The sequence below is a fragment of the Mesoflavibacter zeaxanthinifaciens subsp. sabulilitoris genome, from assembly GCF_014191595.1.
Taxonomy (GTDB): Bacteria; Bacteroidota; Bacteroidia; order Flavobacteriales; family Flavobacteriaceae; genus Mesoflavibacter; species Mesoflavibacter zeaxanthinifaciens.
This window is the reverse complement of the sequence record NZ_JACHWV010000003.1, coordinates 105,689-121,359: the sequence shown is the minus strand read 5'-3', so window position 1 is coordinate 121,359 and position 15,671 is coordinate 105,689. Positions and strand designations below refer to the sequence as shown.

17 protein-coding genes are annotated in these 15,671 nt (G+C 32.0%); 7 read left to right on the top strand and 10 right to left on the bottom strand.

What is annotated here, in order from left to right; genetic code table 11:
- Positions 1–21: 21 nt before the first annotated feature.
- From FHS04_RS05330 to FHS04_RS05310, 5 genes are all read left to right on the top strand, one after another.
- Complete coding sequence (locus FHS04_RS05330; protein ID WP_106679435.1) at positions 22–963, top strand: NAD(P)H-dependent flavin oxidoreductase; 942 nt, start codon at positions 22–24, stop codon at positions 961–963.
- Between the two features lie 56 nt (positions 964–1,019).
- Complete coding sequence (locus FHS04_RS05325; protein WP_106679437.1) at positions 1,020–2,396, top strand: MATE family efflux transporter; 1,377 nt, start codon at positions 1,020–1,022, stop codon at positions 2,394–2,396.
- Positions 2,397–2,563: 167 nt separating this feature from the next.
- Positions 2,564–2,848: a four helix bundle protein gene (locus FHS04_RS05320; protein WP_106679440.1), complete on the top strand. Its 285-nt coding sequence runs from the start codon at positions 2,564–2,566 to the stop codon at positions 2,846–2,848.
- Between the two features lie 92 nt (positions 2,849–2,940).
- Entirely contained in the window at positions 2,941–3,168 is a 228-nt protein-coding gene (locus tag FHS04_RS05315) for a hypothetical protein (protein ID WP_027880073.1), read from the top strand.
- A gap of 4 nt (positions 3,169–3,172) precedes the next feature.
- Complete coding sequence (locus tag FHS04_RS05310) at positions 3,173–3,745, top strand: phosphatase PAP2 family protein (RefSeq protein WP_106679443.1); 573 nt, start codon at positions 3,173–3,175, stop codon at positions 3,743–3,745.
- Positions 3,746–3,748: 3 nt separating this feature from the next.
- On the opposite strand, the gene FHS04_RS05305 is transcribed toward FHS04_RS05310, so the two are convergent.
- Genes FHS04_RS05305 through FHS04_RS05295 form a run of 3 tightly spaced genes read right to left on the bottom strand, consistent with a single transcriptional unit; the run spans position 3,749 to position 6,713 of the window.
- The gene (locus FHS04_RS05305; RefSeq protein ID WP_106679446.1) at positions 3,749–5,383 is read right to left on the bottom strand and encodes an ArnT family glycosyltransferase; all 1,635 of its coding nucleotides are present in this window, start codon (positions 5,381–5,383) and stop codon (positions 3,749–3,751) included.
- On the bottom strand, positions 5,376–5,999 hold the full coding sequence (locus tag FHS04_RS05300; RefSeq protein ID WP_106679448.1) for a lipid-A-disaccharide synthase N-terminal domain-containing protein: 624 nt from the start codon (positions 5,997–5,999) through the stop codon (positions 5,376–5,378). The genes FHS04_RS05305 and FHS04_RS05300 overlap by 8 nt, the downstream gene beginning before the upstream one ends.
- Positions 6,000–6,713 carry a glycosyltransferase family 2 protein gene (locus tag FHS04_RS05295; RefSeq protein ID WP_106679450.1) on the bottom strand — a complete coding sequence of 238 codons (714 nt, stop codon included), beginning with the start codon at positions 6,711–6,713 and terminating at the stop codon, positions 6,000–6,002. It abuts the gene before it with no gap.
- Between the two features lie 98 nt (positions 6,714–6,811).
- Here FHS04_RS05295 and FHS04_RS05290 point away from each other — a divergent pair, with 98 nt between their 5' ends.
- Complete coding sequence (locus FHS04_RS05290; protein WP_106679452.1) at positions 6,812–7,750, top strand: NAD-dependent epimerase/dehydratase family protein; 939 nt, start codon at positions 6,812–6,814, stop codon at positions 7,748–7,750.
- Here FHS04_RS05290 and meaB read toward each other — a convergent pair.
- Positions 7,747–8,829: a methylmalonyl Co-A mutase-associated GTPase MeaB gene (meaB, locus tag FHS04_RS05285; RefSeq protein ID WP_106679454.1), complete on the bottom strand. Its 1,083-nt coding sequence runs from the start codon at positions 8,827–8,829 to the stop codon at positions 7,747–7,749. The genes FHS04_RS05290 and meaB overlap by 4 nt on opposite strands.
- 23 nt (positions 8,830–8,852) lie before the next feature.
- Positions 8,853–9,413 (bottom strand): DUF2911 domain-containing protein, encoded by a 561-nt coding sequence (locus FHS04_RS05280; protein WP_106679456.1) that lies wholly within the window; start codon positions 9,411–9,413, stop codon positions 8,853–8,855.
- 111 nt (positions 9,414–9,524) lie between these two features.
- Here FHS04_RS05280 and FHS04_RS05275 point away from each other — a divergent pair, with 111 nt between their 5' ends.
- Positions 9,525–10,208, top strand: a complete 684-nt coding sequence (locus tag FHS04_RS05275) for a peptidoglycan DD-metalloendopeptidase family protein (protein ID WP_106679458.1) — start codon at positions 9,525–9,527, stop codon at positions 10,206–10,208.
- Here the strand turns inward: FHS04_RS05275 and FHS04_RS05270 are convergent.
- The 5 genes from FHS04_RS05270 to FHS04_RS05250 form a co-directional block, all read right to left on the bottom strand.
- The gene (locus FHS04_RS05270; protein WP_106679460.1) at positions 10,205–10,615 is read right to left on the bottom strand and encodes an MFS transporter; all 411 of its coding nucleotides are present in this window, start codon (positions 10,613–10,615) and stop codon (positions 10,205–10,207) included. The genes FHS04_RS05275 and FHS04_RS05270 overlap by 4 nt on opposite strands.
- A 4-nt stretch (positions 10,616–10,619) precedes the next feature.
- Complete coding sequence (locus FHS04_RS05265; RefSeq protein ID WP_106679462.1) at positions 10,620–11,045, bottom strand: hypothetical protein; 426 nt, start codon at positions 11,043–11,045, stop codon at positions 10,620–10,622.
- Between the two features lie 90 nt (positions 11,046–11,135).
- On the bottom strand, positions 11,136–14,492 hold the full coding sequence (secA, locus tag FHS04_RS05260) for a preprotein translocase subunit SecA (protein WP_106679464.1): 3,357 nt from the start codon (positions 14,490–14,492) through the stop codon (positions 11,136–11,138).
- 221 nt (positions 14,493–14,713) lie between these two features.
- Entirely contained in the window at positions 14,714–14,935 is a 222-nt protein-coding gene (locus tag FHS04_RS05255) for a DUF2795 domain-containing protein (RefSeq protein ID WP_006989959.1), read from the bottom strand.
- Positions 14,936–15,094: 159 nt separating this feature from the next.
- Complete coding sequence (locus FHS04_RS05250; RefSeq protein WP_106679467.1) at positions 15,095–15,670, bottom strand: cob(I)yrinic acid a,c-diamide adenosyltransferase; 576 nt, start codon at positions 15,668–15,670, stop codon at positions 15,095–15,097.
- Between the last annotated feature and the right edge of the window lies 1 nt (position 15,671).

Below are 15,671 nucleotides of genomic sequence, written 5' to 3'. Positions count from 1 at the left end.
ATTAACAACTCAATAATAAAAATGCAAAATAGAATTACAGACTTATTCAATATTAAATATCCAATAGTACAAGGCGGAATGATTTGGAATAGCGGTTGGCGATTAGCTTCTGCTGCAAGTAATTCAGGAATTTTAGGTTTAATAGGCGCAGGAAGTATGTATCCAGATGTGCTAAGAGAACATATTCAAAAATGTAAACAAGCAACCGATAAACCTTTTGGAGTAAACGTGCCAATGTTATATCCTAACATTGAGGAAATTATGAATATTATTGTTGAAGAAGGTGTAAAGATTGTATTTACTTCTGCTGGAAACCCAAAAACTTGGACTAAATGGTTGCAAGACAAAGGAATAACCGTCGTACACGTAGTTAGTAGTGTAAAATTTGCATTAAAAGCTCAAGACGCTGGTGTAGATGCTGTTGTTGCAGAAGGTTTTGAAGCTGGCGGACATAACGGTCGTGACGAGACAACAACACTTACGCTAATACCAATGGTTAAAGAACATTTAAAAATTCCTTTATTGGCAGCAGGCGGTATTGCAACAGGAAAAGCCATGCTTGCATGTATGGTTTTAGGTGCAGATGGCGTACAAGTTGGTAGTCGTTTTGTGGCGAGTACAGAAAGTAGTGCGCATCAAGCGTTTAAACAAGTCGTTGTAGATGCCAAAGAAGGCGATACGCAATTAACTTTGAAAGAATTAGCGCCAGTAAGATTAATAAAAAATAAGTTTTTTAATGATGTTGAAGCGTTGTATAAATCAGCACCAACACCAGAACAACTTAAAGAATTATTAGGTCGTGCTCGAGCAAAAAAAGGAATGTTTGAAGGTGATTTAGATGAAGGTGAGCTTGAAATTGGACAAATTTCAGGATTAATTCATGACATTAAACCAGTTGCTGAGATTGTAAAAGAGATGGTTGAAGACTTTGAAATGGCTAAAAAAGAAGTGGCTAATTTTTAAGTGAATTTAAGTTGATTTCTTATAAATAAATTTTCTCAAACCACTACTTTTGCAAAATGGTTTTGAGCAACTACACAAAAGAGTTTAAATACAATTGGCAACTAGCAGCACCAGTAATGTTAGGTATGTTAGGACATACCTTTGTTAGTTTTATAGACAACATTATGGTTGGTCAATTAGGTACGGCGCAGTTAGCAGCAGTATCTTTAGGTAATAGTTTTATGTTTATAGCTATGTCTTTAGGTATTGGTTTTAGTACAGCCATTACACCTTTGGTAGCCGAAGCAGATGGAGCAAACGATTTTGCTAAAGGAAAATCTGCTTTTAAACACGGATTATTTTTATGTACTGTTTTAGGTGTATTGTTGTTTCTGTTAGTGTTTTTTGCCAAACCATTAATGTATTTAATGAAACAACCAGTTGAGGTTGTAGAATTAGCTATTCCGTATTTAGATTTGGTAGCATTTTCTTTGATACCATTAGTCGTCTTTCAAGCATTTAAACAATTTAGTGATGGATTGTCTTTAACCAAATATCCAATGTATGCCACTATAGTAGCTAACGTGGTTAATGTGGGTTTTAACTATGTGCTTATTTTTGGTAAGTTTGGTTTTCCAGAAATGGGTATAGTTGGTGCAGCTTATGGGACTTTAATTTCTCGTTTTGTAATGGTAGCACATATTTGGTGGTTGTTAAAAGGACGAGAAAAATCAAAACATTTTGTCACCAATATTAAAATATTAGTTTTAGACAAAACAATGATTAATAAACTTATTGGTCTTGGTGCGCCAAGTGCAATGCAAATGTTTTTTGAAGTTGCCATTTTTACCGCAGCAATCTGGTTAAGTGGCTTGTTAGGTAAAAATCCGCAAGCAGCAAATCAAATTGCTTTAAATTTAAGTTCTATGACCTTTATGGTTGCAATGGGATTAAGTGTAGCGTCTATGATTAGAGTAGGTAACCAAAAAGGACTTCAAAAATATTTTGAGTTACGTCGTATTGCATTCTCATTATTTTTATTAGGATTTATTTTTGCAGTAGTATTCGGAATTTTATTCTTGATTTTTAATGAAGCTTTACCAAAACTATACGTAGATTTTGACGATGTTATTAATTTTAAAGACAATACTGAAGTTGTCACAATAGCATCACAATTACTAATTGCGTCGGCTATTTTTCAGATTAGTGATAGTTTACAAGTTATTGTTTTAGGCGCTTTACGAGGCTTGCAAGATGTTAAAATACCAACATTAATTACCTTTATTGCCTATTGGTTAATAGGTTTTCCTATAAGCTGGATTTTAGGAAAAGAAGATGCGTACGGAAGCTTTGGAATTTGGATTGGCTTATTAGCAGGCTTAACTAGTGCAGCAATTTTATTGTTTATTAGGTTTAATTATCTTACAAAAAAACTTTTAGTTACTCATTCTTAAAGTGCCTAAAGTTATAAGTGTCTAAAGTATTTAAAGTATTGGATAATACTCAAGATTAATTATTTCTGTTGGTTATATTTGTTTAAACAATAAGTGATTATGACCAATAAAGAATTTGCTAAAGTTTTAGAAAAAAGAACAATAACATTTGCTATTAAAATCTTAAAATTATCAGGAAGTTTACCCAATACGCAGAAGCACTTGTATTGAGAAATCAATTATCAAAATCAGGAACTAACATTGGAGCAAATTATAGAGAAGCCAATAGAAGTAGAAGTACAAAAGACTTTTCTAATAAACTAAAAATATCTTTAGCAGAAGCTAGCGAAACAGATTATTGGTTAGAAATTATAGAAGAATTAGGTTTTGTTGAAAGTAAAAATTTAAAAGAAATAAGAAATGAAGCAAAAGAACTACTCGCACTTTTCACTTCTATCGCAAATAAGTTTTAACTTTGAAAAATAAACATATTAAAAATTTAATATACTCTAAATACTTTTAACTTTAGCCACTTTAAATACTTTCAACTTTAGACACTAATTAAATGGAACTACCAAAATACATATTAGGCGACAATACAGATTTTCCAAACGCTATATTTGTAATACATACCGATTTTCCTCGGTTTATTATTAATTTAGAAGACGATGAAGTAGAATGGCTTGAAGATTTTGATCAACATGATGAAAAAGAATTAGAGCTAGAAATGGAAAATTTAATCAACGAAGCTACTGCATTTTATGACAGAGAAGTAGCACGATACGAAGACTAATTACATGTTAGAACAAATTTTAGAATTAGATAAACAAGTTTTTTTATTCCTTAATAATCTAGGTAATCCTTCTTGGGATGGATTTTGGATGTTTTATACAGATAAATTGCATTGGATTCCTTTTTATGCAGTGCTTTTCTTCTTTATGTATAAAAAAAGAAATGATAAATCCATTATTCTAACTGCAGTAGTTATTGCTTTAATGATCCTGTTTACAGATCAAATTACAAACTTATTTAAATATGGTTTAAAACGCCCAAGACCTTGTCATGAAGCAGATTTGATAGATGTTATGCGTCTAGTTAAATCTTGGTGTGGCGGTGCTTATGGTTACTTTTCTGGTCATGCCAGTAATAGTATGGCAGTAGCTATTTTTTCAGGTTTTATGTTAAAACAACGTTTTAAATATTTAATATATATACTAATTGTTTGGTCTTTAGCAATGGGTTATAGCCGTATATATATTGGTGTGCATTACCCGTTAGATGTTTTATCAGGTATGATTTTTGGCGGATTTTCAGGTTATATGTTCTATAGATTTGAAAGCTACTTACATAAACGCTTTACACTAAGGTAATTTTTATTTCCTTTCTAGTTCGTAATAATCAAAAGTTAATCTGTCTCTGTATTGCCTGCTACCTGGCTCAGCTTCATTTAAATCATAATGATTTATCTTTTTAACATTGAAATAGGAGCTTAAAAATGAAATTTTTTCTTCAGAAAGACCATAAGTTAATAATCCAAATTTTGAGTCCTTTGGAAGATTTTCAATAGTATTCAAATTAATAATTGTCGGAATCTTTTCGCCATATTGCCAAACGGTTTCAGGCGTTGCTTCACCTAAGCTATAAGTTTTAATAGCGTTGATTTCATTTTGCTTTAATAACCTAGACACTGGTTTATAATTTTTGCTAGTAAATGTTTTAAATACAGGTAATCCAAAAACAAAAAGACTCGCAAAAAAGACTACTGTTAATAAGAATACGTGCTTAATTTTCTTTTTGTATAGTTGTATTAAAATAAAAAATGAAATAACTATAGAAACTAGACCAAAAATTGAAAAAGCAACAATGTTATTATGGAATTGCTCATAAAATAAATAGGCTAATCCAAAAGGGGAAACTATACCGATAATAGCAATTAATGTAAAATTGAAGTATACAGGTAAAGTTTCTTTTTTATTATTTAAGTACTTAAATTTTCTAATTAAATACTCTATATAAAATCCTGTGTTTAATGCTAACGGAATTAAGACAGGCATTAAATAACGTGACTTTTTTTCAGGAATTATTGAGAGTAAAATTACAGCAGCAATAGTCCATAAAAACGTGAATTTATAAGCTCTGTAATGTATTGCTCTATGTTTCATATATGGATACAATAATCCTATAAATGCTGGAATTGTCCAAATTCCGCTTTGCGTAAAAAAGCTCCAATAATAATAGAAAGGTCTAACATTGTAGCTTGTCCAATTAGCGGTTTCTTTACTAGTTATAGCTTCAAAAGTATGAGGATCTTCTAATCTTACATAAAGATACCACCAACCACCTAAAATAACAGCAAGAATTAATATGATTATAAAAGGAATAATTTTAGCTTTTAAGTTTTTATAATTGAAAGAAAAACTAAAAGCAATTATAAAGGGTAATAATAACGCGTAAAAAGACACAGGACCTTTGCTTAATAATGAAGCAGCAATACCTAAACTTGCTAAAAAAATGTGCTTCCAATTAACTGTTTCGCTTTTAAATAGTAGAAATAAATAGTAAATAGCAATCATCATAAATCCGTGAGTAAAAATATCCCAAGGCGCTTCTATAGTAATACCTATAACGTAAAAAGATGTGATTAATATTAATGCATTTATTAAACTATGTGCTCTACTTTTAAGTATGAATTTTGACAATTTATAAGTGAAAATACCTAAAACCATAACCATTAATACAGCAGGTAAACGCATTCCAAATACGCTTTTAATCCCAAATATTAATGCAGACAATGCAGTAATCCAAGTTGGTAATGGTGGTTTTTGATAACGTGGTACACCATTCATAGTAGTTAATAACCAATTGTTATCTGTAACCATTTCTCTAGCAGTAATAAAATTACGCGCTTCCATAATAGTTACCTGCATACTGTCTAAGTTAGGCAATAACATAATTGCAATAAAAAGACATAGTAAAATTAATGGATAGTTTTTTAAAAGTTTAGGCATCTTGCTTTTTTAAAATTAAAAGATTTCTAACATAAATAGTTGCGCCTAGTAAATGGCCAACTAATAATACAGGATCTTTTCTAAATATAGCATAAATCAAAATAAGTAAAGATCCAACTAAGCTTAGTGCCCAAAACCCAAAAGGAAGTGAAGATTCTTTGTTTTTTTCAGAATACATCCATTGGTATATAAACCTTAACGTAAATACTATTTGAGACACTATTCCTAAAATTAATAACCATAACGGAATAGCTTCATTTTTAAAAAGCTTAACTGTGTCAATTTCGTTATTGTTAAAGTAGAAAATAGTTACAAATACAGGCATAAATAATAATACCCAACGCATAAATATTGGATATTTTCTCCATTGATTTTGTAACTGAAGATTTCTTATATAAATATAATATGTAAGACCTTGACCAAGCATAATAGCAAAATCATTACGTAAGTAACCATAAATAAAAAGTAAAAAGGAAGCGATTAAACTAAGTGTCCAAAATAGAGTAGGTGTAATGACTTTTTTTTGTTTTTCGCTAGTTATCCATTGTATAACTAACCTTGACGAAAATAGGATTTGAGCTAAAAAGCCAATACTATATATTAACCATTTACTCATTTATTTTTTCTTAGCTACTTCGTAATTAATGTACTTTTTCTTCATCCATAAATAAGCAAAACAATCCATTAAAGGACCTAAAAGCCTATTCCAAAGTCCAAATTTAGCTTGACCTGCAATACGAGGAAAATGCTGAACAGGTACTTGCTTTATAGTTCCGTTTTGCAACAAAATCAAAGCAGGTAAAAAACGATGTAGACCTTTAAACATAGGAATGCGTTTGGCGTAATCTGTTCGTATTACTTTTAAAGGGCAACCAGTGTCATCCATACCATCTTTTGTAAAAGCACGTCTTATACCGTTAGCAATTTTAGACGACATATTTTTAACAAAACTATCCTTACGGTTGGCACGTACACCAGTTACTAATGCGTTGTCTTTAATATGTTCTAAAAGCAGATTGAAGTCTGATGGCGCCGTTTGTAAGTCAGAATCTATATAACCAACCAAAGGTGTGTCTGCATGATCAAAACCAGCTTTTATCGCAGCGCTTAATCCTCTATTTTCTTTAAAAAGAATATAGAAAAAAGCATCATTACGAGTGCAAATATCTTCTATTAATTGCTGGCTTTTGTCTTTAGAGCCATCGTTAACAAATAATATTTTGGTGGGTTTACTAGCTATTTTTGTGTAAGCTAAAAGCTCTTTTTCAACTCTAGCTAAATTATCCTCTTCGTTATAAACAGGAACGATAATCGTAAATTCGTAACTCATTATGCTTTGCTTAGTCTTGCAAAAGTATTATTTTTTATCAATAGCAATTTATGTTTCACTTAAAAGTTGTTATTTTGTAAAACATTTCAAAATTTTTTATGAAGATATTAGTCACTGGAGCAGTTGGTTTTATAGGTTCTCATACAGCAGAAAGACTCCAAAAAATGGGGCATGAGGTTGTTGGAGTAGATAACTTTAATGATTATTATAGTTTAGAATTAAAGCAATTAAATGAAAAAGCTTTAAATGAAAAAGGAATTACAGTTTTAAAGTTAGATTTAAGAGAAATTACAGATATAAATAAGCTGCCAAAAGACATAAATTATATCTTCCATTATGCGGCACAACCTGGTATATCCTCAACATCTACTTTTGAAGATTATTTTACAAATAATGTTATAGCAACAAAAAATTTAATTGATTATGCTTTACAATTAGACGATTTAAAATTGCTTGTAAATATCGGGACATCTTCAATTTATGGCTTAGAGGCTACGTTTCCTGAAGATGTTGCACCAAAACCAGCATCGCATTACGGTGTAACTAAGTTAACTGCAGAGCAATTAGTGCTTCAAAAAAGTAGAGAACAGCAGTTTAAAAGCTGTTCTTTAAGACTATACTCTGTAATAGGACCAAGAGAACGTCCAGAAAAAATGTATACTAAACTAATCGCTTGTGGTTTAAATGGTGAAGCTTTTCCTCTTTATGAAGGTAGTGATAAGCATTTACGAAGTTTTACTTATGTAGGAGATATTGTTGATGGCGTAGTAAGCGTTATAGGAAATGAAGACAAAGTAAATGGCGAAATTATTAATCTTGGAACAGAAGTAGAACATACTACACAAGATGGTATTGATGCTGTAGAAAAAGTTTTAGGAAAGCCAATTAAAATTAATGTTATTGCCAAACGAGCAGGTGACCAATTACGTACAAAAGCTAATATTGATAAAGCTAGAAAGCTACTTAATTATAACCCGAAAACTACGCTACTAGAATCAGTAGAAAAACAAGTAGAATGGTATAAAGCTAACTTTTAATTTTTTAAGTTTAATAAATATTCAGCTGCAACAAAAGGAGTAGTTTTATTAGCTTCAATTAAAGCTAATTGTTTTTGTAATTCAATTTTTATAGTTGGGTGATTAAAGAAGTCGCTCTTTAATTGTTCTTCTATAGTTTGAATTAACCAGTATTTATTTTGCTCATTACGCTTTGAGCTAAAGTAATTATTAGATTTTGTAATTTCTAAATACTCTTTTATAACTTTCCAGATATCGGCAATACCTTCATTTTGTAAACCACTACATAAAGTTACTTTTGGTTGCCAATTAGAAGCTTTTGCAGGATAAAGATGTAATGCGCGGTTAAATTCTACTTTAGCTAGCTTAGCAGCTTTAAGATTATCGCCATCTGCTTTGTTAATAGCAATAGCGTCTGCCATTTCAATAATACCACGTTTAATACCTTGTAGCTCATCTCCAGCACCAGCTAATTTTAAAAGTAGAAAGAAATCTACCATGCTGTGTACAGCTGTTTCACTTTGTCCTACACCAACGGTTTCAATAATAATAGTATCAAAACCAGCAGCTTCACAAAGCGTAATAGTTTCTCTGGTTTTTCTGGCAACGCCACCAAGCGATTCTCCTGAAGCCGAAGGACGTATGTAGGCATTTTCATTTTTAACTAAAGATTCCATACGCGTTTTATCGCCTAAAATACTTCCTTTAGTTAAAGAACTACTTGGGTCTACAGCTAATACTGCAACCTTTTTGTCTTGTGTAGTTAGATAATTACCAAAAGCTTCAATAAATGTACTTTTACCAACACCAGGTACGCCGGTAATACCAATTCTAACTGATTTGTTAGCATGAGGTAAGCAAGCTTTAACAATTTGATGTGCTTGTTCTTGATGTTTGGTGTGTTTACTTTCTATAATTGTAATAGCTTGACTTAAAGCTGTAATATTTCCATCAAGAAGCGAGTTAATTAAGTCTTGTGTGTCCCTTTTAGATTTGCGTTTTGCTTTTAATTTAGAAACAGCTTCGGCATTAGTAATTTCAGAAGATGTAACACCTTCTTGTTCAGATAACGCCGATTTTTTTATTTCTTTTTTAGCCAAAAGTGAATTTATTTATGTTGAAATTATCTATTTAAAGGAATTTCAATTTTTACATCATCCCAAGCCATTGTCATTTTTAAGTCGTCTGTAGAGTTGTCAAAAGCAATCGTAAATTGTTCTACAGGTTTATCTAAATCCTTGACAGGCACTTCTGCCTCAATAACATCAAAATTTGGATCCCACATAGGTTCCATTTTTTCATTTACTCCCCATTCGTATTGCTTAGAGTTAAACATTACTTTCCAAGTGTCCTCCATAGGGACTGTCCAAATAGTATATTTACCTTTTGGTAAATACATGCCTTGTACGGTTAAATCTTGATTAGTTTCAAAAGTAGTAGCTTCGTTTGCTCCAGTACGCCAAACTTGGTTAAATGGTACTAATGCGCCAAAAACTTCACGATCACGTTTTGAAGGACGATTGTAAAACACTTCTAAATTTAAATCGTCTACTTTAAAAGCAACTGTTTTTGGCGGACTTAAACGTTGCTCAAAAACACCTGTTTTAGTAAAAAATTGATAGCCTAAAACAAGTACAGCTACTGCAATTAGGGCATATATTATCCACTTTAAAAAATTATTCATTGTAGAATTAAGGATTTATTGAATATAAAAGTATAGCAAATTTATTGAATATAAGTATAACGAAAAATTAATTTAGATGTTATCTTTATTCTCTAAAATAAGAATAGCGTAATGGATTTAAATAAGATTTTAGATGCTTCAAATCAAGAAGAAATTTTTGTTGTTGATTATTCAATTTCAATTGATGATTATGTTGCAATAGATTTGTCAAAACAGAATGAAGATTTAAAGTTATTTGATGTGTCTTCTTCTAAAGCATGGGAGATTTATATTAATAATTATCTTAAAAAAGCTAATAAAAAAGTAGCATATGGTGGCTATTTAGAGCATAGAAATCTTTATGACCGTAGTGATTACTTTTCTTCTCAAACCGAAGAAGCGCAACGTAATATTCATTTGGGTTTAGATTTATGGTGTCCTGCTGGAACAAATATACTTGCTGCTTTTAATGGAGTAATCCATAGCTTTAATGATAATACTAATTTTGGAGACTACGGACCAACCATAATTTTAGAGCACAGCTTAGGAAATGATATGTTTTATACACTTTATGGTCATTTATCGCGTGCTTCAATTAAAAATATTAAAGTTGGTCAAAGTGTAAAACAAGGAGACATTATTGCGCAATTAGGAGATGCAAAGGTAAATGGAGATTATGCGCCGCATCTTCACTTTCAAATTATAAAAGATTTACAAGGTAAAGTAGGAGATTACCCAGGTGTTTGCAATGTTAAAGAATTAGAGTTTTATAAACAAAATACAATAGATCCAAAACCAATACTTGGATTGGTTTAATCAAATTGTTTTAAGTCTCTTTTTATTCTTGCTTCTGTAGGAATAAGTAGAGCTAAATAAATAATTAATAATATTCCAAAAAGAAGAAATTCTGGATAGATTAATAAAATTAAAAAAGCTGCGCCTTCCAAAATTGCCCATCTTATAATTGATGCAGTTTGATAACTAACCAATTTTTGTTGTACAGAAAGGTTGTTATCTATTTTAGAAACAAAATGTTTAAATAATAGATTGCTAACTATAAATGCAGCTATTGGGATAAATAAATAAATGTAATTTTTACTGTTAACTGTTGGGAAAGTTAGCTCTGTTAAATTCCCTAAATCACCTAAAAAGTAATACGCCAAAATTAATCCTGCAATTAAAGCTAGATGAATGATTTTAAAAACCTTTAATTGTTGCTCCATATTTTTATGATCTAATTGTTTCTATTTTTCCATAAATGTGACGTCTTGCTAAAGGTTTGCCAAATAAAAACCCAGCTATTACACTAATACCATCTGCAATATAAAACCAAGTTGGAGAAGGAATCATAAACCAATTAGCAATTGTAGCTACAACCATAAAGCCAGCGACAATATATGCAGGAATTATAGATGTTTTAGCAATAAGTCCTGCTATAAACATACCAACAGCTATCCCAACACCATGTGCAATGATAACAGCTATCATAGAGCCACGAGGAATAAGATCTATATTGTTTTTTATCCATTCCATATCCATAGGTTTAGCGCCTTCAGGATATGGGAACAAAGTATGACCTAAGGTTTCAATAAGATAAATAGATAGACTTGCAGCTATAATACCAGCAATTGTGGCTAATATTTTTCTTAGCATAATTAAAGATTTTAGTTAGTTAAATAAAAATACAAAAAAATCCCAAAGCATTACACTTTGGGATTTTTAATATTATTTAATATATATTATTTATTCATTTACCAAAACCCATTCGCCTTTAGCAATTAATGGTTCTGCTTGTTTGTATTTAAGAGTTTTGTTCTCGCCACTCATTACATTTTTTATAGTCACTCTGTCATTTCGACCAATTTTTGGTTGCTCTCTAACAATAGTTTCTACAACTTGTGGTTGTTGTTGTGTGTTACCAGCAGCTCTATTTTGGGCAGCACGTTCGTCTAAATTAGGAATTTCTTCCTTTTCAGTTTTTAGATTATCTTTTTGACGTACTTGTTTAGCTTCACTAATAGCATTAGTTGTTTCTGTCGGTAATTCACCTTTAAATAAGAATGAAATTACATCTTTATTAACTTGAGAAATCATGCTTTTAAACAATTCAAAAGCTTCAAACTTGTAAATTAATAATGGATCTTTTTGCTCGTGAACAGCTAATTGAACTGACTGTTTTAACTCGTCCATTTTACGTAAATGAGTCTTCCATGCATCATCAATAATGGCTAATGTAATGTTCTTTTCAAAGTCAGTGATTAACTGTTTTCCTTTACTTTCGTAAGCTTTTTCTAAGTCAGTTACAACTTGTAACGTTTTAGTGCCATCAGTAAAAGGTACTACAATACGTTTGTAGCGATCACGTTGATTTTCGTATACGTTTTCTATAACAGGGAAAGCAATTTCGGCGTTGCGTTCCATTTTATTTTTATAGTGATCAAAAGCTGTTTTATAGATGTTTTGTGCAATCTCTAAAGCAGACATTTTGTTAAACTCAGCTTCACTAATAGGTGAAGACATAGAGAAGAAACGGATTAGTTCAAACTCGAAGTTTTTAAAATCGTTAGTATCTTTATTGGTCTCTGCAATTAACTCAGAAGTATCATAAATCATGTTAGCTAAGTCTACACGTAAACGCTCTCCAAATAATGCGTGGTAACGACGTTTGTAAACTACTTCACGTTGCGAGTTCATTACATCATCATATTCAAGAAGACGTTTACGAACACCAAATTGGTTTTCTTCTACTTTTTTCTGTGCACGCTCAATAGATTTTGAAATCATAGAATGCTGAATAACTTCACCTTCTTGTAATCCCATTCTATCCATCATTTTGGCAATACGCTCACTACCAAATAAACGCATTAAATTATCTTCTAAAGACACATAGAATTGCGAGCTTCCTGGATCACCTTGTCTACCGGCACGACCACGTAACTGTCGGTCTACACGACGCGAGTCATGACGTTCTGTACCAATAATAGCTAATCCACCAGCAGCTTTAACTTCGTCACTTAATTTAATATCTGTACCACGACCAGCCATGTTTGTTGCAATGGTTACTTGTCCTGGTTTACCAGCTTCAGCTACAATATCTGCCTCTTTTTTATGAAGTTTTGCGTTAAGTACGTTATGAGGTACTTTTCTAATGGATAGCATTTTACCTAGTAACTCAGAAATCTCTACACTAGTTGTACCAATAAGTACTGGTCGACCTGCTTGAGATAATTTGGTAACCTCATCAATAACAGCGTTATATTTTTCGCGTTTTGTTTTATACACTAAATCTTCACGGTCATCTCTTGCAATGGGTCTGTTAGTTGGTATTTCAACTACATCTAACTTATAGATTTCCCAGAATTCTCCAGCTTCTGTTACCGCAGTACCTGTCATACCAGCTAGTTTACGGTACATACGGAAGTAGTTTTGTAAAGTAATTGTTGCAAAGGTCTGTGTAGCGTCTTCAATCTTTACATTTTCTTTAGCTTCGATTGCTTGATGTAAACCGTCTGAATAACGACGACCATCCATAATACGACCTGTTTGCTCGTCTACAATCATTACTTTGTTGTCCATGACTACGTATTGAATGTCTTTTTCAAACAATGCGTAAGCTTTTAACAACTGGTTTAAGGTGTGGATACGTTCTGATTTAACAGCAAAGTCACGGAATAAGTCTTCTTTTAGATTAGCTTCTTCTTCGCTAGATAGATTTTGATTTTCTATTTTAGCAATTTCTACACCAATTTCGGGCATGACAAAAAAGTCTGGATTGTCTTTACCTGAAAGATAATCTACACCTTTGTCTGTTAATTCTATCTGATTATTTTTTTCTTCAATAACATAGTATAATTCCGCGTCTACTCTTGGCATCTCACGGTTATTATCTTGCATGAAGTAGTTTTCTGTTTTTTGAAGTAATTGTTTTACACCTTCTTCACTTAAAAACTTAATTAACGCTTTATTTTTTGGCATACCACGGTACACGCGTAATAATTGAAAACCTCCTTCTTTAGTGTCTCCGTCAGCGATAAGTTTTTTAGCATTGGCTAAAACCATAGTTAAATATTTACGTTGTACGCTAACAATATCTTCTACTTTTGGTTTTAATAATGTAAACTCGTGTTCGTCACCTTTTGGTACTGGACCAGAAATGATTAATGGTGTACGTGCATCGTCAATTAAAACCGAATCTACCTCATCTACAATAGCGAAGTGGTGTGGGCGTTGTACTAAATCGCCAGGTGCATGCGCCATATTATCACGTAGGTAATCAAAACCAAACTCGTTATTGGTACCATAAGTTATATCTGCATTATAGGCTTTACGACGTGCGTCGCTATTTGGTTGGTGATAATCTATACAGTCTACACTTAATCCATGGAATTGGAAAATAGGTGCCATCCAAGCGCTATCACGTTTAGCTAAGTAGTCGTTTACTGTTACTAAGTGTACACCTTTGCCAGCAATAGCGTTAAGGTATACAGGTAAGGTTGCTACTAGCGTTTTACCTTCACCAGTTTGCATTTCGGCAATTTTACCTTGGTGCATTGCAACACCACCAATTAACTGTACATCGTAATGTACCATATCCCATGTTACTTCTTTACCTGCAGCATCCCAAGAATTTGCCCAAGTTGCTTTATCTCCTTCTAGAGTAACGTAGTTATGTTCTCCAGAAATTAAACGGTCAAATTCGTTAGCTTCAACGGTAATTGAAGTATTATCTTTAAAACGTTTTGCTGTTTCTTTAACAACAGCAAAAGCTTCTGGAAGGATGTTGTTAAGTACATCTTCTGTAGCGGCGTAAGCATCGTCTTTAATTTTATCAATTTCTTGATAGATATCTTCTCTTCTGTCTATGTCATCAGATGCTTCTGCTTCTTGTTCTAATGTTTCGATTTGAGAATAGAATGGCTGACGTGCTTCGGCAATTTTTGCTTTAAACTCTGCTGTTTTTGCTCTAAGTTGATCATGCGATAAGGCTTCTAAAGCACTTTCAAAAGATTTGATTTTTTCAACTATTGGCATGATGGTTTTTACGTCTTGTTTAGACTTATCACCAACAAATACTTTTAGTATTGAATTTAAAAAATTCATAATTTAATATGTGTTAATTTGAAATCAAAATGAAGCAGCAGTGTGCTGAGCCAAAGATTTCATTAGCTTTTGGTTTTTAGTATTTTAGTTCTGTGCTAATTAGGGCATACAGAACTATGCCTTTTTAAAAAAGGGCTTAAATATACGTTTTTAGCTGTGTAAAGCTAAATTTTAAGTACAAAAAAAGTCTCTATGTTGAGACTTTTTATGCTTTATTTATTTTAGTATTCGTCCTCATTCCAGAGGTAATCTTCGTCAGTTGGATAATCTGGCCAAATTTCTTCGATAGAATCGTAAGAATCTCCTTCGTCTTCAATAGATTGTAAGTTTTCAACAACTTCTAAAGGCGCACCTGTACGGATTGCGTAATCGATAAGTTCGTCTTTGGTTGCTGGCCAAGGTGCATCACTTAAATAAGATGCTAATTCTAATGTCCAATACATTCTTTTATCGTTTTAATTTTTTGCAAAAATAAATTTTTAGTTCAAATAGTCAAGAAAAAAGTGAATTATTTTTTCAGTATAAATAGGAACGTTTGTTTTTATTTAAACTACTTGACTTTTAGGTCTTTTGCAGTATTAATAAATGCTTTAAAGGTAAATTTATTCTGTTTTTTTAGGAATCCACTTTACCTCATCTGCTTGTAAGTCTTGTGACAACTTTCGTGCCAATACAAAAAGGTAGTCAGATAGACGGTTTAGATAGGTTAGTGTTTCTGGTTGAAATGGTTCTAAATCGTTAAGTGCTGATGCTAAACGTTCTGCACGTCTGCAAACTGTACGTGCAATGTGACAGAATGACACGGTTTGGTGTCCGCCAGGTAATACAAAATGCGTCATTTGTGGTAATTGCGCATCCATGCTATCCATTTCTTGTTCTAAAACATTAATGTCAGCTTCATTTATTTTAGGAATGTTTAAGCGTTCTTTACCATTTTTTAAAGTGGCTTTTTCTGGATCTGTTGCTAATATAGCACCAACGGTAAACAGTTTGTCTTGTATGTTTATCAAGGTGTCTTTGTATTTTTGATCTATGTCTTGGTCTCTTATTAAACCAATATAGCTGTTTAATTCGTCGACAGTTCCGTAGCTATCAATACGTATATGATGTTTAGGTACGCGTGTTCCACCAAATAAAGCGGTTGTACCTTTGTCTCCTGTTTTTGTATATATTTTCATA